This window comes from Methylosinus sp. shoA (genome assembly GCF_059718125.1).
The window spans coordinates 2,160,716-2,181,655 of sequence record NZ_AP046091.1 but is presented as its reverse complement, the minus strand read 5'-3'; the positions used below and the strand labels follow the sequence as shown (position 1 = coordinate 2,181,655).

Here is a 20,940-nt window from a genome sequence, read left to right as displayed (position 1 = left end):
GTCCTTCACCCGATCGCCCTCAGCCTCTTCCGGCGCCGGGCCGCCGATGCTATTCGACCGCCTCCGGAAAGAAGAGGAGCGCGAGATGAGCGAGATTTGGCTGGCGACGGGCGAGGCGACGGTTCTGGCGGCGGACGGACAATATACCGACGCGATGCCGGAAGTGCTGATCGGCCATGTGAAAGGCCCGGTGGGCCAGGCCTTCGCGTCGATGACCGGACAGGTCGCGGGGCATCCCCGCATGTTCGTCATCCGCGATCTCAATCAGCAGGTGCGCCCCGCCACCATGATGACCACCAAGATGACCGTGCGCTCCAATGATTATGTGGAGCTGCTCGGCGGCGTGGTGCAGGCCGCGACCGGCGACGCCATCGTCGACGCCGTGACCGAGGGAATCATCCCCAAGGATCAGGTGAACGAGCTCGTCATGATCATCATGGTCTGGCTCGATCCGCGCTGCGCGACCGATCCCGATCTCGACAAGCGCGATCTCTATCGCACCAATTACGAGGCGACGAAGCTCGCGATCTCCCGCGCCCTGAAGGGCGAGCCGACCATCGACGAGCTGATCGCCAATCGCAAGACGGTCACCCATTATGCGCTGGAAGGCGTGTTCGACGAGTGAATCCCTTCGGCGCCGCTTGTGCATGACGCGACGCGATGATTGCGAATCAGCGTTCGAAACGTTAGCAAGCGGTTTACGGCGCGCCGCATCCGTTTTGACGATGCGGGGCCTGTTGCAGCAGGGAGACATGCGATGGCCAGGGCGAAGAGCGAGAAGCCGGCGGCGGCCAAGAGGACCAGAAAAACCGAGGCGTCCGCAGTTCGTCCGGTGAAGGAGAGCCTGACCAAATCGGCGCTGATCAATCATATCGCCGAGCAGAACGACCTTCCGCGCAAGACCGCGGCGGCGGTCTACGCCACGCTCGAGGAGGTGTTCCTCGGCTCCGTGCATCCGCGCGGCGTCGGCGAGTTCACCCTTCCGGGCTTGCTGAAAGTCTCGCTGCGCAAGGTCCCGGCCCGCAAGGCCGGCACGCTGGTCCGCAATCCCGCGACGGGCGAGATGGTGAAGGCCGCGGCCAAGCCCGCCAGCGTGCGCGTGAAAATTCGCGCGCTGTCGAAGCTGAAGACGGCCGCCGCTCCCTGACACGGACGATCGAGTGCGGAGCATTCGATCTCACCCCTGCCGGACGACGGCGGTCACGTCGTCGTAACGGCGTGGCGAGCTTCGGTCGAAGAGGCGCGCGTCCAATGACACAATGTCATTTCGCCTAATGTCATTTCGGCTTCGGCCAATAGCCGGCTTCCGCTCCCGGCTTGTCGAGCCGGGTCGTCTCCACCGGCCCTTCGCCGATGATCTGCACGATCGTCTCCTCGTCGCCGGCGCCGTCCCAATGCACGCCGCCGGCCGGGTGCAGAACGTAGGAACCGGCCTTCACCGGCCTCGCCTTGTTGAAATCGAGGGATTCGCCGACGCCGTTCCACCACACGCCCTTGAGCACCGTCGCATGGCGATCCTTGGAGTGGAAATGCGGGTTGGAATGCGCGCCGGGCGGAAAGCGCACGCGCACGACATAGACTCCGGGCTTCGACGGATCGCCGTACAACACCGCCTGATCCGGCCCGACGCCGAAGGGACTCTTGAAGGCGACGTCCTCCGGCGCCGTGTAGACGAAAGACTTGTCGGGCTCCGCGCCGAGTTCTGCGACGGCGCCGGCGAATGTCGCAGCCAGGGCTGCCGCCAGGATAAATCCGATTTTTTTCATGGAAAATTCCTTCCGGCTCCTGCCTGGCTCCGCCGTGTTCGTCGCGTCGTAATCAGACGCCGGCCCAGCGCCGCACGCAATATAACCTACTTACTAAGTATGTAAACATCCGGCGCGTTCAGCCTCCGGCTTCCTCCCCGCGCCTCGTCGCGAAAGCGCAGGCGCCCTCGGCTCGTGGTTGCGCAACGATATCTATGAGCGGGCCAGCGATGAAAAGGCTTCCATCGCGAGCCCCGCGAACAGCAGCAGGCCGGCGTCGCGGTTGGAGCGGAACAGCATCAGCGCCGTCGCGGGCGTAACGCCCGGCCCTGTGCGCCGGACCTGCCAGCACAGATGCGCGGCATAGGCGAGGACGCCGATTTGCGCGGCGGCGCCGAGATGCGCCGCCAGCACAGCGAACTCCGCACAGAGGACCGACGCCGCATAGAGCGCGCCGACGGCGAGGCGCACGCGCGCGCCGAACAGCAGCGCCGTCGACCTTACGCCGACGATGGCGTCGTCGCGCTTGTCCTGCAGCGCATAGATCGTGTCGTAGCCGATCGTCCAGAAGATCGCCGCGAGATAGAGGAGGATCGCCGGCCAGGCGAGCCATCCCGTCTGCGCCGTCCAGCCGAGCAGCGCGCCATAGGCGAAGGCGAGGCCGAGCACCGCCTGCGGCCAGGAAGTGACGCGCTTGGCGAAAGGATAGAGCAGCACGATCAGCGGCGAGGCGAAGCCGAGCGCGATGGTGAAACCGTTGAAGGACAACAGCACGCAGAGGCCGACGAGGCATTGCAGCACGAGGAAGACGATCGCGGCGCGCAGGCTCGCCCGGCCGCTGGCGAGCGGGCGGCCGCGCGTGCGCTCGACCTTGGCGTCGATGTCGCGGTCGACGATGTCGTTATAGGTCGAGCCGGCGCCGCGCATCGACACGGCGCCGATGAAGAACAGAATGAGATGAAGAATGTCGGGCGGCCGGCCGAGCGCTGCGGAGGCGAGCGCGCTTCCCTCCCAGCAGGGCAGCAGCAGCAGCCACCAGCCGATCGGCCGGTCGAGCCGCGCCAACTGGACGAAGGGTCGCAATGGAGCCGGCGCCAGCCGCAAGAGAAAATGATCTGCGACGGCGTCCGGCAGTCGCTCGTCGCATGTCGGGGATTCGCCGCGCTCCGCCGCGCTCACAATGGGCCGGCCGGCAGCTTCTGCGCCTGCGGGCCCATTCCCGAGGCCTGCTCCTCCTGCATCTTCTTCGCCTTGGCGGCGAAAGAGCAGGCCTGCGATGCGAAGCCCTGCGTCTTGGCGCGCTGCTGCTTGAAATTATCCACCATCTGATCGGGGATGTTGCACCATTCCTTGTTCTTCTGCAGATAGGCGAACATCTCCGTCTCGACCGCGACGAGGCGGCGCGCGACGGGACAGGCGGCGATCGGGTCCATCTTGCCCTTGGCCGCCTTGCCGATCTTGTTCAACGCCATCATCTGCGCATTGCGCTTTTCGGACAGCTTCTGGAAGTCCTCCTGGCAGGACTGGGCGAACGCCGTCTGCGCCGCCGCGACGGCGAAGAGCAGTCCCAAAACCGGCGCGCCGACGCGTCTGCGCGATCCCCCTCCTGCGATCATGGCCGAGGTCCCCTTTTTCGATTTCGCAAGGTCTTAGCAAGACACTTGCGCCGCTTGCAAGCTTTGGGCAGTGTCGCCGGCAAAGCGGCGGCTTGATGGCGGCGCGCCGCCCTCCCCCGGATCACCCGTGCCTTCTTACGATTTCGCCGCGCAACGCCTCTTCGTCGACGAGCGGCTCGAGGCCGGCGCACGTATCTTTCCGGACGCCGACCGGCTCAATTATCTGCTCAATGTGCTGCGCCTGCGAGAGGGCGAGACCATTCTGCTGTTCAACGGCCGCGACGGCGAATGGCTGGCGCGGCTCGAGAAAGTGTCGCGGCGCTCCGCCGACCTCGTCGCCATGAACCGCATGCGCGAGCAGACGAGTCCGTGCGACGTGCATTATTGCTTCGCGCCGCTCAAACATGCGCGGCTCGACTATATGGCGCAGAAAGCGACGGAAATGGGGGCGTCGCGTCTCGTCCCGGTCATCACCCGCCGCACCCAGGCGCGGCGCGTCAATCTGATGCGACTGCGCGCCAATGCGATCGAAGCCGCGGAGCAATGCGGCGTCCTCGCCGTTCCGGAGATTGCGGAAGAATCCCCGCTCGACGTCTTCCTGGCCGGCGTATCCCCAGACCGCCTGCTCGTCTTCTGCGACGAGGCGGCCGAGATCGCCGGTCCGATCGCGGCGCTGCGCGCGGCGCCGGAGCATCGAGGGGCGGCCGTGCTCGTCGGGCCGGAAGGCGGGTTCGACGCGGACGAGCGCGCCGCAATCCTGTCCGCGCGCAAGGTCGCGCGGCTCGCGCTCGGACCCCGCATCCTGCGCGCGGATACGGCGGCCGTCGCCGCGCTGTCGATCGTTCAAGCGACGATCGGAGATTGGCGATGAGGCCGCCGACGACACGATCCCGCCACGATGTTCCCCTCTAGTGGAGCGGTCGGTCCGCCGCGACCGCCGCGCCCCACAGGGTACTTGTCACGAGCGTGCTTGTAACGAGTTGGTAAACAATCGGCCGGCAACATCGATCCATGGCGCGCGATCTGCGTCCCCCGCGCTGTTGCGATGCGACATTTTTCGAGGCTAATCGACGCATGAGAGTATCGACCGCCGAACCGCTCGGGCTCGACGTCCCGCGCTTCGTCGCCGGGCTGTGGCTCGGCGTAGCGCTCCTCGCGCCAGAATGCGCCGTCGCGCAGACGACGGGCTCTCTCCCGCCCGGCCCTTGCGCGCGCTATGGCGACGGCTTCGTGCCGGTCGCCGGATCGAGCTCCTGCGTGCGGCTCGGCGGTCACGTCCGCGTCGACGTGGGCGCGCTCGGCGCGCCGGCGTCGCGCGGGGACATGCGGCCGGTCGGTCATTCCTATATCCGCGCGCCGTCCGGCTGGACCGGACTCTATCCGCGCTGAGGGCTCGACAAAGCTCAGTGGAGGAACAGCTTCGCGAAAATCGCGAGCTGGAAGGCGAGCGTGAAGCCGATCATCCATCGCATGACGCGCATTTCGGATTTCGTCTCGGCGCTATCCGCCTGAAACTGCGCTTTGAGATCGGCGATCTTCAACTCGAGCCGGTGCTCCGTCGCCTCGAGATCGGTTTTCAAACTGCCGATCTTGAGCTCGAGCCGATGCTCCGTCGCTTCGAGGTCGGCCTTCAGATTGCCGATCTTGAGCTCGAGGTCGGACTTGAGCCCGTCTATTTTCCGTTCCAGCCGGTGCTCGCTGGCCTCGATATCGGCTTTGGTGGCGACCTGGGTGTCGAGAAGCTCGGCCAGAGCCGAGACCTGCTCCGTGGAAAAACCCGAAGCCTGCAGTTTGAGAATGGCGGCGGCGCTCATGATGCGATCCTACCATCGAGCGCAGGTGAGCAGAAGAGCCTGCGCGACCAGGGCTCCGCCCCCGCTCACATCACGCAGTCCTCGAAAGCCGGATCGACCGAGCCGCGCCAGCGGCCGCGGTAGGCCTCGAGACGCTGCTCCGCCAGCGTGCGGCCGGTCTCGGCGATCGCCTCGAGCGGCGCGAGATGGATAGTCTCGTCGCGCCCCTGCGCGTCGCGCGCCGCCCGCCGCGCGAGTCCGCCGCGCGCGAGCGCCAGCATGTCGAGCGCCACGTCGCGCGCCTCGCGGCCGTCGATGCGCGCGCGGAGCGCGAGACGCGGAACGTCGGCGCGCAGCGCATCGCGCTGCGCCGCGCTCCAGCCCTTGATCAGCTCGAGGGCGCCGTCGAGCGCGGTTCGATCGTAGAACAGTCCGACGAACAGCGCCGGCAGCGCGGCGATATGGGAGCGTGGCCCGGCGTCCGCCCCGCGCATCTCGAGATAGCGCTTCAAACGCACTTCCGGGAAGATCGCGCCGAGATGATTGGCCCAGTCGGCCATGGTCGCGCGCTCGCCCGGCAGAGCGGCGAGCCTTCCCGCGAGCAGATCGCGGAAGCTCTGGCCGGCCACATCATGATAGACGTCGCCGCGCTTGACGAAATAGAGCGGCACGTCGAGCGCGTAATCCACATAGCGCTCGAAGCCCATGCCCGGCTCGAAGGCGAAGGGCAGCATGCCGGTGCGCGCCGGATCGGTGTCGCGCCAGATCTGCGAGCGCTGCGACAGAAGGCCCGTCGGCGCCCCGTCGATGAAGGGGGAATTGGCGAACAGCGCCGTGACGACCGGCTGCAGCGCGAGCCCCACGCGCAGCTTCTCCACCATGTCCGTCTCTGAGACGAAATCCAGATTGACCTGCACCGTCGCCGTGCGGAACATCATGTCGAGGCCGAGCGAGCCGACCTTCGGCATATAGGCGGCCATGATCCGATAGCGCTGCTTGGGCATGACCGGCGTCTCGTCGCGCCGCCACTTCGGGCTCGCGCCGAGATCGAGGAAGGCTATTCCGAGCCGCCGCGCCACCGGCTCCAGCGCGGCGAAATGGGCGTCGGTCTCCGCCTTGGTCGCATGGACGGTCGGAAGCGGCGCGCCCGACAATTCGAACTGACCGCCCGGCTCCAGCGAGACGGCGCCGCCGCCATGCTCGTCATAGAGGCCGATCAGCGCGTCCCGGTCCATGATCGGCGCCCAGCCGAGGGCGGCGGCGAGCCCTTCGAGCAGCGCCCGGATCCCGCCGCTCGGCGGATCGTAGGGGACGGGCGCGCGCCGGCCGGCGAAGAACGGGATCTTCTCGTGCTCCGTGCCGACGGCGAGCGCGTCCGGACTCTTGATGCCGGCCTCCAGCCATTCCACGAGCGCGTCTCGCGACGTGACCGGCGTCGAATCATTAACGTCGCGAGCCATCGGCAACTTTCGAAACGGGATCGGACGCCGGGGCGCCGCGGTCCTGGGATTGTCTCTCGCGCACTTCCGCGCGGGGACGGAAGGGTGGGCGTGAACGAGGCCGCCTCCGGCGACGGCGCCGAAGCAAACTGCGTTCCGGCCGGTGAATTGGCGGAAAAGACGCCCGCGCGCAAGTGCGCCCGGAAAACTCCCCTCCGTGAAGGCGTTAACGCTTTCGACAGTCCGAAAGCCTATTGTGGAGTTGACGGCCTTCCGAAGATCCCGCCCGATCCGGAAAGGCTTTGTTTTCCGTCCAGGGCGGAAGCGCCCGCGGCCGCGACGAGAGGTTCACGGCATGCAAAGATCGCTGCGCAGATTTCTCGCCGACGACAACGGAGCGACCGCGCTGGAATATGCGGCGATCGGCGTCTTCGCGTCGATTCTCATCATCACCGCGACGAGGCTCATCGGGACCAAATTGTCCTCGGCCTATTATATGCCGGTCGTGAACAATCTGACCTGAACGGACCTCAGCCGCGCGAGCCGCCGAAGGTCCGCCCGAGCAGTTCGTCGAGTTCGGCCTTGTGATCGTCCGGGAACGGCCTCGTCGTCGCGAAGATCTGTCGAATTTGCGCCAGGGCCGCCTCCAGAGCGTCGGCGTCTCCGGCCGGCGCGGGAGCCGGCTCCACGGGCGGGGCGGCGGGGGCCGGCGCCGCGCGCCTGCCGAACAGAACGGCGAAGAGTCCGGCCAGCGCGCCCGCGAGACCGCCGGCCGCGGCAGGTTCGGCAACGGGCTCAGGCTGCTCAGGCTCGACGGCGGGCTCCCTCGCCCGCGAGAGCGCCTCGCCGAGGCCGCGCTCGGCCAAGGTCGAGGAGAGTCCGCCAGCGACGATCGAGACGAGCACGGGCAGCAGCCGCTGCAACACATCGGCGCGCAGTCCGCTCGCGCGCGCGGCGAATTGCGCGACCTCGCCGGCCGCGGCCGGCGAGCCGAACAAATGGGCGACGATCACGTCGCCCGCCTCGACGCTCTCCTGAGAATTCGCGCTCTCGGCGCTCTCGAAAGAGGCTCTGTGCTGCGGCTCGTCGATCGCGGCGACGACCGGACGAAGGGTCTCGGGCGTCTCGGCCGCCTTGATCAGAGCGGCGGAGAGCGCCGGCGCCAACGCCAGCACGGCGACCTCGGTCTGCCAGGACGCGAGGCCGAGCCGTTCCGAAAGATTGTCGATGAGCCGGCCGCCCTGGGCGGATCGTACAATATCGTCGATGTTCGACATATGCCCCTCCCGTCCCCCGATGAGGCCGCATGACCTGGGCGCGGCCGTTCGTTTCGTTCACCGTCTTTCTTAACCGATTTCGCCAATGTCGGCGAGTTACGAAGCCCCGAGGCGCGAAGCGGCGGCGCGCTCGCCGCGCCAAAACCCGGAAGTGCTTCGATAAAATCCGTCTGAAAACTATCATTAAACGAAGGCCGACCCGCGAGCGGCAGCGACCCGCCAGGGTGGCGGCGCGGATGCCGTCGGGCCCTTTGTATAAATTTATATTATTGATATATATAGCAAATATTATTGCCGGAGCCGCTCTCCTCCGCGCAGGGCGCCGAGATCGAAATTGCGCTTGCGCTCTGGCTTTAATCATATTTAATTAGTATGTTTCAACCGTATTAGGGGCGAGAAATGCAAGAGAGGGTGGTCGGCGTCGAGCGTCTGAGGAAGTGGTTTCTTTCCAGCACGTTCCTGAGCATGGTCGCGTCAGTGACGATCGTCGGGGCGGCGCGCGCCCAAGACGCTCGGGTCCAGGACGTCATCGTCACGAGCAGCGATAAGGACAAGCCGGGAGAACTGTCGAAACGAAAGGCTCAGGTCCAAAAAATCCCACGTCCCATCGTCGTCGTCGATCCGAAGACGGCGCAACGCGAGCAATTGTACCGCCTCGAGGATTTCGCCCAGAAAATTCCGAACTACAATCCCGGCTCGGGCAATCCGAGAACGGCTCGTCCCGCCATCCGCGGCGTCAGCGCCGGCGCAGGAACCGGCGACGGCGCGGAATTCGACACGGGCTTCATGGTCGACAATGTCTTCCTGAAGCATGTGGGCTTCCAATGGGCCAATTTCATCGACATCGAATCCGCCGAGGTCGCCCTGGGGCCGCAGGGAACGTCGGGCGGCAAGAACACGACGGTCGGCAGCTTCGTCGTCCGCACGCAACTGCCGTCCTTCGAACGCAAGACGACCTTCGAGACCCAGTTCAGCAGCTATTCCCATGTGCTTCAGCAGGTGAACACCACCGGGCCGATCATCGACGACAAGCTCGCCTACCGTATCGCCGCCTATTACGATCGCGGCGATGGATGGGTGGTCGATCAGGTTTCGGGCGCGACATATCTGAACAATAATCGATGGGGCGTGCGCGGGCAGCTACTCTATGTTGGAGACGATTTCACCGACCGCCTCATCTTCAATACGTCCCAATCGCACGAATACAACAACAACTCCTCCGGCCCTTACGCCGACACCTTCCAGGTTTTCTGGAACGGAACGCGTCCGGGGCGCACTTATTCGCAGAACCTCGCCGAGCGGCTCGGCCGGCCATTCTTCACCACAGACCCCTATAAGCCCTCGAACACCGACCAGGGCACGCTCGACCAGCGTCTGTACATCGTCTCGAACGAGCTGAACTACAATATCGGCGAGAATGTCTTCACCTCGATCAGCGCCTTTGGAAACTTCCGGCTGCTGCCGCGCAATCAGCGCGGCAATAATCTGACCGAGATCAGCAAGGGCGCCTCCGACACTTATGTCGACCAGTTCTCGCAGGAGTTCCGGCTGACATCGGCGCGCGACCAGCCGCTCGAATGGCAGGTCGGGCTCTATGGCCTCTACGAATATGTCTGGAATCGCGCCAACACGATCTTCGGGGCCGACGCCGCCAATTGGTTCGGAACCATCAGCAATAATGGCATTCTGACTCCTCGGCCCTTCCTGCTGCGAGACATGGCGAGCAACCGCGACGGCAAGGCGCGCGACGTGCAGGTCGCGGCCTATGGCAACGGCACATATCACTTCGACGATCAGCTGAGCGTGACGCTCGGCCTGCGCGACAGCTGGGAGGTGCGGTCCGGCTCCAATTTCAGCTGGTTCACCGTCCTCCCCGGCAATGGCACGCTCGAGGAGCAGCAGGCGGCCATCGTCGCCGGCGGCGGGCAGCGATTCTTCGACACGGGCGGGACGAAGTCGACGCTCAACGCGCTCACCGGCATCTTCAATCCGCAATATAAGGTCACCGAGAATGTGACGGCGTACGGCCTGGTCGGCCGGGGCGAGAAGGCGGGCGCGGTCAACACGTCCGCGCAGGCGATTTTCGTCGGCGGCGTGTTCCAAAAGTTCCAGCCCCTCATCACCAAGCCGGAGACCTCCTGGGACTATGAGGTCGGACTCAAGACCGTCTGGGACGAGGGCAGGCTCGTCCTCAACGGCAATTTCTACTGGAACGACATCTACAACTTCCAGACGAACTTCGTCGACGCCTCCATCCTCGACGGCAATGGCGTGCCCGTCCGGCAGACCTATCTCGGCGTCGCCCCGCATGTGCGCCTGCGCGGCTTCGAGTTCGACGGCCGCTGGAACGCCTTCGAGGGCTTCTGGCTCAATTACTCCGGCGCCGTCGTCGAAGCGCGTTGGATCGACTTCGACGATGCGCCTGTCGACGCCGCCTGGACCTGGTCGACGATCGCGACCACCGGTCCCTTTGCGGGCCTCACGGCGCCGGCCAAGGTGAGCCGCAGCAACACGCGCTTCAACGCCGTGCCGACCTTCCAATTCAACATCGGCGCCAATTACGAACGGAAGCTCGGACGCCTCTTCGAAGGCGAAGGCGAGTGGTGGAACCAGCCCATGACCGGCTTCGCCTATGTGAATGTGTCTTGGCAGAACAAGACGCAGGTGACCAATCCGGACGCGGTCTTCGTCTATTGGCAGCCGGCCTACGCCATCACCAATCTCGGATTGGGCGTCAGGACCGACGACGAGCGCGTCAGCCTCAATGTCTGGGTGAAGAACCTGACCAATCAGCTGCCGATCATGAACACGGCGGCGATAGCGATCGATCCGGGCACCGCGACGGCGCCGGCGGTCCTCAACTTCTACCGCTTCCCTCGAACGATAGGAGGAACCTTGAGATTCACTCTGTGATGCTTGTGCGTCCCCCTACGCGGGAGCGCCCCCTCCTCCTTCCCCCGGCGCACCCGCTCGATGGCCCCGGTTGTTCCGCTTCGGTTTCTGCCCGCGGAACCCGGGACCGAGGAGAGGCCCCTCGGTCTGACGGCTCCCGCGCCCGCACAGCCGCTTGACGCCTTCCCTCGCGCGAGACATTAGAATCCGGCGTAGCGGCGCCGGGTCCCGCGGTCCCTTGGAGGAGAGGCGTGAAGCAATGACGTTCGAGCCCCGCCCGCCGAAGCCGCCGCTGAAAATCCTGCTGTGCTCGCCGCGCGGCTTCTGCGCCGGAGTGGTGCGCGCCATCGACGCCGTCGAGCGCGCCCTCGCCAAATTCGGCCCGCCCGTCTATGTCCGCCATGAGATCGTGCACAATCGCTACGTCGTCGAGGCGCTGAAGGCCAAGGGCGCGATTTTCGTCGAGGAGCTCGAGGAAGTGCCGGACACGCAGGCGCCGGTCATCTTCTCCGCCCATGGCGTCGCCAAATCCGTCTCCGCGGAGGCCGAGGAGCGCAACCTTCTCGCCATAGACGCCACCTGCCCGCTCGTCACCAAAGTGCATCGCGAGGCGGAAATCCACTGGAAGCGCGGGCGCACCGTGCTCCTCGTCGGCCACGCCGGCCATCCGGAAGTGGTCGGCACCATGGGGCAATTGCCGCCCGGCGCCGTGGTGCTGGTCGAATCGGTCGGCGCGATCGCGGATCTCGCCTTCGGCGACGAGAGCAACCTCGCCTATGTCACGCAGACCACCTTGTCGATCGACGATTCGCAGGAGATCGTCGGGGCGCTGACGCGGCGCTTCCCGCAGATCGTCGGACCGCACAAGGAGGACATATGCTACGCCACCACCAACCGCCAGGCGGCGGTCAAGCAGGTGGCGCCGCAGGTCGACGCCGTGATCGTCGTCGGCTCGCCCAACTCCTCCAATTCCCAGCGTCTGCGCGAGGTCGCCGAGCGCGCCGGCGCGCCGGCCAGGCTGGTGCAGGGACGCGCGGAGATCGACTGGGACCTGTTCGGCGCCATCGGCTCGCTCGGCATCACCGCCGGCGCTTCCGCGCCGGAAGTGCTGGTCGAGGAGATCATGGACGCCTTCGCCGAGCGCTACGAGATTTCGGTCGAGACGGTCTCGGCGGCCGACGAGGACGTCTCCTTTCCGCTGCCCAAGGAGTTGCGCGCGCACGCTTGACGCGCGCCGCCGCATCCATCCGCCGTCGCCCGGGAATCACCATGGCCGTCTATACGGATGTCGACGACGAGGAGCTGATCGCTTTTCTGCGCGCCTATGACCTCGGCGCCCTGCTCTCCTGCAAGGGCATCGCCGAGGGAGTCGAGAACTCCAACTTCTATCTCCATGTCAGCGCCGGCAGCTTCATCCTCACGCTCTACGAAAAACGCGTGGCGGAGGCCGATCTGCCCTTCTTCCTCGGCCTGATGGAGCATCTGTCGGCGCGGGGGGTCACCTGTCCGCAGCCGGTGCGCGACCGCGCAGGCGAAGCGCTCGGCCGGCTCGCGGGACGGCCGGCGGTCATCGTCACTTTTCTGGACGGCTATTCGATCCATCATCCCGAGGCCGTCCATTGCGCCCGGCTCGGCGCGGCGCTGGCGCGGCTGCATCTCGCCGGCGCCGATTTCCCGATGCGCCGCGCCAATGCGCTCTCGGTCGAGGGATGGCGGCCGCTCTATGCGCCCTGCGCGGCGCGCGCCGGCGAAGTGGCGGCCGACATGGGCGCGCTCGTCGAGACCGAGCTCGACCTCCTGGAGCGCGACTGGCCGCGCGGCCTGCCCGAGGGCGTGATCCACGCCGATCTCTTTCCCGACAATGTGTTCTTCCTCGGCGACCAGATTTCCGGCCTCATCGACTTCTATTTCGCCTGCACCGACGCGCTCGCCTATGACCTCGCCGTCTGCCTCAACGCCTGGTGCTTCGACGCGGCCGGGACTTACGATGCGGCCAAGGGCGCGGCCATGCTCGACGCCTATCGGCGGCTGCGCCCGCTGAGCGGGGCGGAGACCGACGCCTTTCCGCTGCTCGCCCGCGGCGCGGCGATGCGCTTCCTGCTGACGCGCTTCGTCGACTCGCTCGACGTGCCGCCGGGCGCCCTGGTGCGGCCCAAGGATCCGCGCGAATATCTCGCGCGGCTGCGCTTCCACCGCACGATCCGCGCCGTGCGCGACTATGGCCTGTCGTGAGCCGCCGGGTCGCGATCTGGACAGACGGCGCCTGCTCGGGCAATCCGGGCCCCGGCGGCTGGAGTGCGATCCTGCGCTTCGGCGACCGAGAGAAGGAAATCAGCGGCGGCGAGCCGGAGACGACCAATAATCGCATGGAGCTGACCGCGGCGATCATGGCGCTCGAGGCCTTGACCCGCCCCTGCCCGGTCGACCTCTATACCGACTCGCAATATGTGCGCGACGGCGTCTCTTCGTGGATTCATGGCTGGAAGGCGCGGGGCTGGAAGACCGCCGACCGCAAGCCGGTCAAGAATGCAGAGCTGTGGCGGCGGCTGGACGCGGCGCAGGAGCGCCATGACGTGGCTTGGCACTGGGTCCGCGGCCACGCCGGCGACGAGATGAACGAGCGCGCCGACGCCCTTGCGCGCAAGGGCATGGCGCCGTTCCAGCGAAAACGGCCGGCCGCAGCGCACGACCCCTTGTCCGACGCCTAGCCGGCGCCCATTTCGGATGAAGTAGCACTCTTCTTCTCCACTCCGGGAGCGGCTGCGGCGGCCGCTCCGGTTTTATTCCAGGCGCAGCGGCAGCTCCACGCCGCCTTTCTCCGTCCGAATCGTCAGATGCGCCCCGATCGCGGATCCCCGCTCGCCTGCGGCGAGCTTCAGGGTGAAGCCGCCGTCGTCTTCGCGCGCCACGTCGATGACGTAGGGCTCGGGCGCCTCGACGAAGACGTCCTCCGCCTTGCCCTCGCCCGTATAACGAAGCCTCCAGCCGTCTGCGTCCTTCGTCAGGGAGACGAGCGCGCGCGCCTCCGCCTCGCCGAGCCGCTTCGGAACCTGCGCTTCGGCGGCGGCGAGCCGCTCGGCGTAAGGCGAGGCGCCGCTCATCGGCAGGGCGAGGGAGAGCTTCGCCTTGGCAGGCAGGCACATGTCGCCGCAGGCGGCGTAATCGAGCGCGAGCTTCAGCGTCACGGGCTTGTGGACGTCCTTCGGCGTGACGCGCAGCGGGAAGACGACGCTCTCGTCATAGCCCGCGACGAGCAGTCCCACCTCGTCGAGGTGCTTGGGGACGGGATAGAGAGGCTCGGCCGAGGCCAGATTCTCCGATCCGGAAAAATCGAAGACGGGCGGCGCGCCGGAATCGCCCGGCTGGCGCCAATAAGTGATCGTCTTCGGATCGAGCGCGATCTCGACGCCGGCGCGATAGACGCCGCCGCTCGGGCCCGCGTCGGCCAGGAGGCGCGCCGTCGAGCGCGTGGCCCGCGCGGGCGCCGAGGCGAAAGGTTCCGCCCCGGCGGCGCCGAGGGCGGACAGCGCGAGCAGCGCGCCGGCCGCCGTCCGGGCGAGTCGTCTTCTCGTCATATCATGATGCCCGACGGCGCCCGAGCGCCGCTTTTTCGTGCGTCGAACGCCGCTTGTTAAGGGTCTGCGCGAAGCGTAGTATGATCCTATGAGCCCGATCGGGAAGAAACAAGGCCACAAGGAGCCGGGCTCCCGCGTCAAGGGCGGCGAGCCGATCCGGCGCGCGTCCGAGCATGCCCAGCCCTGGGGAACGGGGACGAAATCCTCCGGCCGCCGCTATCTCGACGGACAGCTGCTCGTCGCCATGCCCGGCATGACCGATCAGCGCTTCGCCCGCTCCGTCATATATCTTTGCGCCCATTCGGAAGACGGAGCGATGGGCCTCGTCGTGAACCAACCGTCGCAGGTTCGCAATTTCCCCGATCTCCTGGTGCAATTGCAGATCATCCGGCCGCAGGACCGCATCAGCCTGCCCTCGGGCGCGGAGGAGATTCAAGTGCTGCAGGGCGGGCCTGTGCAGACCGACCGCGGCTTCGTGCTCCATTCGGCGGATTTCTTCATCGACAATTCGACCATGCCGATCGACGAGTGCGTCTCGCTGACGGCGACGATCGACATTCTGCGCGCCATCGCCCAGGGCGAGGGGCCGCAGCGCGCCCTGCTGGCGCTCGGCTTCGCCGGCTGGGATCCGGGTCAGCTCGAGAACGAGATCCAGCACAATGGCTGGCTGAACTGTCCCGCCGATCCCGGCATCGTGTTCGACAACGATCTCGAGTCCAAATACGCTCGCGCGTTGCGTCTGATCGGCATCGATCTCGGCCGCCTGTCGTCGGCCGCCGGCCACGGCTGACGCCCGGCCTCGGCCGTCAGCGGTCTCCGCGCGCCTCCCCGACCGCGTCGACGCCGTAAATGTCGTTTCGGAAATGCACCGTCCCGTCGGCCGAGGCCCATCCGGTCATATAGACCCAGACGACCGGCACGGGCTTGGGCAGCGCCACGTCCTGCCGCTCCCCGCTCGCGATCCTGGCCATGATCGCAGCTTTGTCCCATTGCCCCGTCGGCGAGCCGCCGACGCCCTGCAGCAGCCAGGCCGCGAGGTCGTAGACGCCCTCGACGCGCACGCAGCCGTGCGAGAGGAAGCGATAGTCGCTCGCGAACAGTCTCTTGCTCGGCGTGTCGTGCATATAGACCGCATGCTTGTTGGGCATGGCGATGCGGATCGAGCCGAGCGAGTTCTGCACGCCGGAATCCTGGCGCAGCGTGTAGTTGGCGGCCCGTTCGCTCGCCCAATTGATCGACTTGGGGTCGACCTCGCCGCCGCGGTTGTCGAACACGCGGATGCGGAGCTTTGCGAGATAGGCCGAGTCCTTCTGCATCTTGGGCATGATCTCGTTCTTGATGATCGAGACCGGCACCGTCCAGGTCGGGTTGAGATTGACCGCCCCGATCTTCGCCTCGACCTCGGGCGACGGATGGTCGACGTCGCCGACGATCGCCGTATAACGGCGCATGACGCGACCGTTCTCGACCGCGTCGACCGCGGCGGAAGGGATGTTCACGACGATGTAGCGCGGGCCGAACGGGAAATCATTGCCGGCGAGCCGCTGCGCCGAGGAGGCGAGCTGACGGAAGCGCACGCTCGCCGGCACATCCAGCTCGCGCAGCGTGGCGCCCGTGACGGCGCCCGTCTGCTTCAGCCCCATGCGGAACTGGAAATGCTTCACCGCCAGCGTCAACGCGGCGTCCCAGGCCTCGCCGCCGGCCGCGGCGCTCGGCAGATCGCCCTCGGCGGCGAGCCGCTTGCGTAACGCCGCGACCGCGCGTCCGCTCGCGCCGGGCTTCAGCGGCGTTCCGACCTTCGGCCAGCCTCCGGCGTCTGCGATCGCCGCATAGCGCTCGGAGGCGAGCGAAGTGGCGAAGAAAGTCTCGGGCTGCAAGGCCGGAGTCGGGTCGTCCGACAACGCCGTCTCGCGCGGCGGCGCGGGCTTGGGCTTAGGTTTCTGCTTGGGCTTCGGCGCGACTTGCGCCTGCGGCGCCGGCGCGTCGCCCGAAGCGGGCGGCGTGGGCGCGGCGGCAGGCTCGGCCGGAACGGACGTCGGCCCCGCGGCGGGCGCAGGGGCCTGCGGCGCGACGGCGGGAGGGCTCGTCGGGGCGGACGCCGAAGACGCCGGCGCGGCCTCTTGCGCGGGAGCGAACCGAATCAGAGCGGGCTCGACGCTCAGCGCGGCGGCGAGCGCCGCCAGCGAAGCGATACGTCCTATGTTGTTCACGATCGACATGTTTTCCAGCGGCGCGGCGGACTCGACAGGCGAAGCGGAGCTTGCTCGATCTGAAGCTTTTCCGCTTTGCGGCGCGCGCGGTCAACCCGGGTTTCGCGGGTCGATGTCTCGGGACTTTCTCATCGCCGCGCCATGGGTCGCCGTGGACCGGATTGCCTGTTATGGAGCTTCAGACTAACAATACCAGACAAAATCAATGACGAGGAACCGGGAATGCCATCGAAGACATGGCGCGAATCCGAGCTTTGGCCCCATTCGAACGTCACGAATCCCCAAGTTCGTTACGACATGGACGCAGACTTCCATGCGCTCTACGATTCGGGGTTGGCGGCCACGCAGATGTCGGATCGCGCCATGCGCCGAAACCGGTATTACCTCCTGGCCCGAGCTCTTCATAGAGCCGTCGATGTGCAGGGAGATGCGGCCGAGGTGGGCTGCTTCCGCGGCCTCTCCGCATTCATTGCTTGCTCGATCTTGTCCAAGAGCGGGAATCCGCCGGAATTCCATATCTTCGATTCGTTCGAGGGGTTGTCTCGGGCCACGAATGTCGATCAGTCGCAATATTTGAACTTTCTTCTGGCGAACCAAGCGCCTTCGGTCAAGGACGATACAGGAGGTCTTTTTGTCTGCTCCGAAGAGCAGGTGCGATCGAATTTGAGAAGCTTCGATTTCATCCGCTATTACAAGGGTTGGATTCCCACACGTTTCAGCGAGGTCGCCGGAAGGCGCTTTCGTTATGTGCATGTCGACGTCGATCTTTATGAACCGACGAGAGAGTCGATCCGGTTTTTTTGGCCGTTGATTTCTCCCGGCGGGATTCTCGTCCTCGATGATTTTGCGACCGTCTTTTTTCCCGGCGCGCGGAAGGCGGCCGAAGAAGAGCTCGGAAATCGCGCCGATGCGTTCATTGTGGAGGCGCCGGCGGGCTCCGCTGTCGTGGTCAAACTCGGCGGCGCAGGCGACCTCGAGTTGTGAATGAGCGCACGCCTTTTCGGCGGCGAACATCATGCCCGATTTGAACGCCCGACTTATGGACGCCTGGGAGCGACCTCGGCGTTTTCGCGCGATCGGGTCTCCACGCTCGGTCTCGCCGCGCAGGCATGCGAGATAGCCCGCCTGTCGCCGCCGGCCTGCCCTCGACATCGGCGCGAGCCGCGTCCTGACGCCGCAGCGGGAACTACCGTCGAACTTTCGTCATAATTTCTCCATACTTAAGTACGCTGCTGCAGCGGGTATTGAAGGCAAATCGTTGCGGGCTGGCCACTCCGCCCTCAGCAACCGACCATGGCAAAGGCGCGGCCTTTATGAAGACCACAGTGATTCATCAATCACCTTCGGCTGTCGACAAGGAGAGTATATTCTCGGCCGGACTGCGAGCGGTGCAATCCAGTGTCTCGGCGATGCAAATCTTGTCGAGCGCATTTCCTGGTCTTAGCGAAAGCTTCGAAAAGGCGACGGCCACGATCCTGGCGACGACGGGACGTCTCGTGGTGTCCGGGGCCGGTAAGAGCGGGCACATCGCGAGAAAGCTCGCCGCGACCTTTGCGTCGACGGGAACGCCGTCCTTTTTCGTGCATCCGACGGAAGCCAGTCACGGCGATCTGGGGATGATCACGCCCGAGGACACGATTCTCGCGCTGTCCTGGTCCGGCGAGACTGTCGAATTGGGCGATCTGATCCGCTATTCGAGGCGCTTTCGAGTGCCTTTGATCGCGCTCACGGGAAAGGGGGACAGCGCTCTCGGGCGCGCCGCCGACACGGTGATCGCTCTTCCCGCCGTGAAAGAGGCCTGCCCTCTCAATCTGGCGCCGACCTCTTCGACTCTGATCCAGCTGGCGATGGGAGACGCGATCGCCGTCGCCGTCCTCGAGCAGAGAGGATTCACGGCGTCGAGCTTCAAAATCTTCCACCCCGGCGGAAGTCTCGCCGCCCGTCTGATGACGGTCAAGCAACTCATGCACGAAGGGGACGAAGTCCCGCTGGTTCAGCAAGGGACGAGAATGTCCGATGTTCTCTTGGCCATTGCGGGACGGCGTTTCGGCTGCGTGGGCGTCGTCGACGAAACGGGTCGCTTGACGGGCATTGTGACGGATGGAGACCTTCGGCGGCATATGAGCGCCCTGTTCTTGCAGATGCTGGTCGAGGATGTTATGACGCCCGATCCAGTCGTCTCGACTCCGGAATTGCTTGCCAGCGCCGCACTGGAACTGATGAACTCGCGCCGGATTACAGTGCTGTTCATCGTTCAGAATTCCAAGCCGATCGGCATTGTTCACATCCACGATCTTCTCAAGGCGGGAGTCGCCTAGAGTGAGTGACGCGCGTTGGGGGCTTCTCGAACGAGAGGGGTAAGCATGGGCAGCAAGTTGAAGGTCTACATCGGCTGGGACAGCCGAGAAGACATTGCCTATCAGGTATGTCGTCATTCAATTCTACGTCATACCCGATCCGATGTCGAAATTTATCCGATCAAGCAATACGCCCTTCGTGAGATGGGGCTCTATACGCGTCCGGAGGACAAGGCCTCGACGGAGTTCTCCCTCACGCGCTTCTTGGCTCCGCACCTCGCGGCTCACGACGGCTGGACGATATTCGTGGATTGCGACTTCCTGTTCACCGACGACATAACAAAGGTGTTGGACGGTGTAGACGATGGAAAGGCGCTCTACGTCGTAAAGCACGACTACACCCCGGCAAACGCCATCAAGATGGACAACAAGGAGCAGACGATCTATCCGCGCAAGAACTGGTCGTCTTTCATGTTGTTCAACAACGCCTCTCCGGAGGTCAAGGCGCTCACCCCCGAGGTCGTCAACAACGAAACGCCAGCTTTTCTTCATCGCTTCAATTGGATAGCTGATGACAGCCTGATCGGCGAGCTGCCGCTGACCTGGAACTTTTTGGAGGGAGAATATCCGAAGCCGGAGTGGACGCCGATCGCGATCCATTACACCAATGGCGGGCCTTGGTTCAGCAACTGGCAACAGGTCGACTTCGCCAACCTGTGGGTCGAAGAGCGCGCCATGTATGAAAAGACGGCGCTCAAAAAAACGGCTGCATAGGTCGAGGTGGTTGAAATGGCGGACATACGAACCGTGCTCGTGACGGGCGGGGCGGGTTTTATCGGATCACACCTCGTTCCCCAACTTGTGAAGGCGCAGTATCGGGTCCGCGTTCTCGATAACTTGTCCAGGCAGATTCACGGCGATATTCCGGCAGCGCTTCCTTGGCTCGGCCTCGACGGAGTCGAATTCCAGCGCGGGTCGGTCTTGTCATCGACGGATCTGACTCGCGCGCTGTCGGGCGTAGGCGCGATCGTACATCTCGCGGCTGAAACCGGAACAGGGCAGTCGATGTATGAAATTGCGCGCTACAACGAGGTCAACAGCCAGGGAACCGCGCTCATCTTCGATCTGTTGACGAACGACAGGAGCCTCGGGATCAAGCAATTCCTCTTGGCTTCGAGCCGCGCCGTCTACGGCGAAGGAGCCTATATTTGCGAAGCGTGTGATCCTGCCCGCCGGCTATATCCCCCCGCTCGTGACAGAGACGCCTTCGCCGCAGGCCGGTGGGAGCCGCGTTGTCCGACTTGCGACGCGCCGCTGACCGCGGCGCCGACCCGCGAGACCGACCAAGTCTCGCCGGCTTCGGTTTACGCTGCGACCAAATATGCCCAGGAGGACCTCGTCAGGGTCTGCTGCTCCGCCCTGCATATCGACCACAAGATATTGCGTCTTCAGAACGTCTATGGCGAGGGCCAATCGCTCGACAATCCGTATACGGGCATTTTGTCGATCTTTTCCACCCGAATCCGCAAGGGAGCTCACCTTCCTCTCTTCGAAGACGGAAAAGAAACGCGCGATTTCATCCATGTCGAAGACGTCGCCCGAGCTTTCGTCGCTGCGCTCGAATCCCCTTCCCGCGCGACGGTGTTCAATGTCGGCTGCGGCCTGAGGACGAGCATCGCCGAGATTGCGACTTTGCTGAGTCGGGCCTTCGGCGCAACTCCAAATCTCGTCGTGACGGGGCAATACCGGCTGGGCGACATCAGGCACAATTGCGCGGACACGACTCGCACAGCGCAGGAGCTCCTGTTTTCCCCGTCGATCGATCTTGCTCAGGGCCTGCAACGCTTCGCGAAGTGGGTGCTGAACAATCCGCTGCCGGAAGACAAACTGGATGCGGCAAATCGAGAGCTCGCGAAGCGCAACCTCGGGTCGTGACCTACAAAACATTGGCGTTGATCGGCGCCATGTGACTGGTCCCTCCCGAGGGACGCGAGGCCGTGTCTGACGGCCGTCGCAGACGCCGGAAGAACGTCCCGGGCGTCATCGGAAAACCGTCGCGCGTCTCGGCCCGACCAGAATGTCGCTCGACTGAACGC

22 protein-coding genes are annotated in these 20,940 nt (G+C 65.2%); 14 read left to right on the top strand and 8 right to left on the bottom strand.

Annotated features, from left to right (window positions below; translation table 11 throughout):
• Window positions 1–85 precede the first annotated feature (85 nt).
• A complete protein-coding gene (gene fae / locus AC6IW9_RS09865) occupies window positions 86–625 on the top strand; it encodes a formaldehyde-activating enzyme (protein WP_497772013.1) in 540 nt (179 codons plus the stop codon).
• A 132-nt stretch (window positions 626–757) separates the two neighbouring features.
• Window positions 758–1,147: an HU family DNA-binding protein gene (locus AC6IW9_RS09860; RefSeq protein WP_497772012.1), complete on the top strand. Its 390-nt coding sequence runs from the start codon at window positions 758–760 to the stop codon at window positions 1,145–1,147.
• A 130-nt stretch (window positions 1,148–1,277) separates the two neighbouring features.
• On the opposite strand, the gene AC6IW9_RS09855 is transcribed toward AC6IW9_RS09860, so the two are convergent.
• From AC6IW9_RS09855 to AC6IW9_RS09845, 3 genes are all read right to left on the bottom strand, one after another.
• The gene (locus AC6IW9_RS09855) at window positions 1,278–1,766 is read right to left on the bottom strand and encodes a cupin domain-containing protein (protein ID WP_497772011.1); all 489 of its coding nucleotides are present in this window, start codon (window positions 1,764–1,766) and stop codon (window positions 1,278–1,280) included.
• Between the two features lie 192 nt (window positions 1,767–1,958).
• A complete protein-coding gene (gene ubiA / locus AC6IW9_RS09850) occupies window positions 1,959–2,924 on the bottom strand; it encodes a 4-hydroxybenzoate octaprenyltransferase (protein WP_497772010.1) in 966 nt (321 codons plus the stop codon).
• On the bottom strand, window positions 2,921–3,361 hold the full coding sequence (locus tag AC6IW9_RS09845) for a hypothetical protein (RefSeq protein ID WP_497772009.1): 441 nt from the start codon (window positions 3,359–3,361) through the stop codon (window positions 2,921–2,923). The genes ubiA and AC6IW9_RS09845 overlap by 4 nt, the downstream gene beginning before the upstream one ends.
• Window positions 3,362–3,488: 127 nt before the next feature.
• Here AC6IW9_RS09845 and AC6IW9_RS09840 point away from each other — a divergent pair, with 127 nt between their 5' ends.
• Together AC6IW9_RS09840 and AC6IW9_RS09835 are read left to right on the top strand one after the other, a co-directional pair.
• Window positions 3,489–4,232 carry a 16S rRNA (uracil(1498)-N(3))-methyltransferase gene (locus AC6IW9_RS09840; RefSeq protein ID WP_497772008.1) on the top strand — a complete coding sequence of 248 codons (744 nt, stop codon included), beginning with the start codon at window positions 3,489–3,491 and terminating at the stop codon, window positions 4,230–4,232.
• Between the two features lie 203 nt (window positions 4,233–4,435).
• Window positions 4,436–4,750 (top strand): hypothetical protein, encoded by a 315-nt coding sequence (locus AC6IW9_RS09835; RefSeq protein WP_497772007.1) that lies wholly within the window; start codon window positions 4,436–4,438, stop codon window positions 4,748–4,750.
• Window positions 4,751–4,764: 14 nt separating this feature from the next.
• Here the strand turns inward: AC6IW9_RS09835 and AC6IW9_RS09830 are convergent, their stop codons facing one another.
• Both AC6IW9_RS09830 and AC6IW9_RS09825 read right to left on the bottom strand, forming a co-directional pair.
• A complete protein-coding gene (locus AC6IW9_RS09830; protein WP_497772006.1) occupies window positions 4,765–5,175 on the bottom strand; it encodes a CCDC90 family protein in 411 nt (136 codons plus the stop codon).
• 65 nt (window positions 5,176–5,240) lie between these two features.
• A complete protein-coding gene (locus AC6IW9_RS09825) occupies window positions 5,241–6,614 on the bottom strand; it encodes a glutamate--cysteine ligase (RefSeq protein ID WP_497772005.1) in 1,374 nt (457 codons plus the stop codon).
• Between the two features lie 334 nt (window positions 6,615–6,948).
• Between AC6IW9_RS09825 and AC6IW9_RS09820 the strand changes: the two genes are divergently transcribed.
• Window positions 6,949–7,116: a Flp family type IVb pilin gene (locus AC6IW9_RS09820; RefSeq protein WP_497772004.1), complete on the top strand. Its 168-nt coding sequence runs from the start codon at window positions 6,949–6,951 to the stop codon at window positions 7,114–7,116.
• Between the two features lie 7 nt (window positions 7,117–7,123).
• Here the strand turns inward: AC6IW9_RS09820 and AC6IW9_RS09815 are convergent, their stop codons facing one another.
• Window positions 7,124–7,870 (bottom strand): DUF937 domain-containing protein, encoded by a 747-nt coding sequence (locus AC6IW9_RS09815; protein ID WP_497772003.1) that lies wholly within the window; start codon window positions 7,868–7,870, stop codon window positions 7,124–7,126.
• Between the two features lie 399 nt (window positions 7,871–8,269).
• Between AC6IW9_RS09815 and AC6IW9_RS09810 the strand changes: the two genes are divergently transcribed.
• From AC6IW9_RS09810 to rnhA, 4 genes are all read left to right on the top strand, one after another.
• On the top strand, window positions 8,270–10,783 hold the full coding sequence (locus tag AC6IW9_RS09810; RefSeq protein WP_497772002.1) for a TonB-dependent receptor: 2,514 nt from the start codon (window positions 8,270–8,272) through the stop codon (window positions 10,781–10,783).
• A 238-nt stretch (window positions 10,784–11,021) separates the two neighbouring features.
• Window positions 11,022–11,990, top strand: a complete 969-nt coding sequence (gene ispH / locus AC6IW9_RS09805; protein WP_497772001.1) for a 4-hydroxy-3-methylbut-2-enyl diphosphate reductase — start codon at window positions 11,022–11,024, stop codon at window positions 11,988–11,990.
• 41 nt (window positions 11,991–12,031) lie between these two features.
• The gene (gene thrB, locus AC6IW9_RS09800; protein WP_497772488.1) at window positions 12,032–12,994 is read left to right on the top strand and encodes a homoserine kinase; all 963 of its coding nucleotides are present in this window, start codon (window positions 12,032–12,034) and stop codon (window positions 12,992–12,994) included.
• Entirely contained in the window at window positions 12,991–13,470 is a 480-nt protein-coding gene (rnhA, locus tag AC6IW9_RS09795; RefSeq protein ID WP_497772000.1) for a ribonuclease HI, read from the top strand. Before thrB ends, rnhA begins: the two co-directional genes overlap by 4 nt.
• Before the next feature lie 72 nt (window positions 13,471–13,542).
• Here the strand turns inward: rnhA and AC6IW9_RS09790 are convergent, their stop codons facing one another.
• Window positions 13,543–14,337 (bottom strand): protein-disulfide reductase DsbD domain-containing protein, encoded by a 795-nt coding sequence (locus AC6IW9_RS09790; RefSeq protein ID WP_497771999.1) that lies wholly within the window; start codon window positions 14,335–14,337, stop codon window positions 13,543–13,545.
• An 88-nt stretch (window positions 14,338–14,425) separates the two neighbouring features.
• On the opposite strand from AC6IW9_RS09790, the gene AC6IW9_RS09785 reads away from it, so the two are divergent.
• Window positions 14,426–15,127: a YqgE/AlgH family protein gene (locus AC6IW9_RS09785; RefSeq protein ID WP_497771998.1), complete on the top strand. Its 702-nt coding sequence runs from the start codon at window positions 14,426–14,428 to the stop codon at window positions 15,125–15,127.
• A 16-nt stretch (window positions 15,128–15,143) separates the two neighbouring features.
• Here AC6IW9_RS09785 and AC6IW9_RS09780 read toward each other — a convergent pair whose 3' ends face one another.
• Complete coding sequence (locus AC6IW9_RS09780; protein ID WP_497771997.1) at window positions 15,144–16,556, bottom strand: L,D-transpeptidase family protein; 1,413 nt, start codon at window positions 16,554–16,556, stop codon at window positions 15,144–15,146.
• Window positions 16,557–16,769: 213 nt separating this feature from the next.
• On the opposite strand from AC6IW9_RS09780, the gene AC6IW9_RS09775 reads away from it, so the two are divergent.
• From AC6IW9_RS09775 to AC6IW9_RS09760, 4 genes are all read left to right on the top strand, one after another.
• Window positions 16,770–17,531, top strand: coding sequence for a TylF/MycF/NovP-related O-methyltransferase (locus AC6IW9_RS09775; RefSeq protein WP_497771996.1), 762 nt, complete (start codon window positions 16,770–16,772; stop codon window positions 17,529–17,531).
• A gap of 329 nt (window positions 17,532–17,860) precedes the next feature.
• The gene (locus AC6IW9_RS09770; RefSeq protein WP_497771995.1) at window positions 17,861–18,865 is read left to right on the top strand and encodes a KpsF/GutQ family sugar-phosphate isomerase; all 1,005 of its coding nucleotides are present in this window, start codon (window positions 17,861–17,863) and stop codon (window positions 18,863–18,865) included.
• 45 nt (window positions 18,866–18,910) lie between these two features.
• Entirely contained in the window at window positions 18,911–19,618 is a 708-nt protein-coding gene (locus AC6IW9_RS09765) for a glycosyltransferase (RefSeq protein ID WP_497771994.1), read from the top strand.
• A 33-nt stretch (window positions 19,619–19,651) separates the two neighbouring features.
• Entirely contained in the window at window positions 19,652–20,779 is a 1,128-nt protein-coding gene (locus AC6IW9_RS09760) for an NAD-dependent epimerase/dehydratase family protein (protein WP_497771993.1), read from the top strand.
• The last annotated feature ends 161 nt before the right edge of the window (window positions 20,780–20,940 follow it).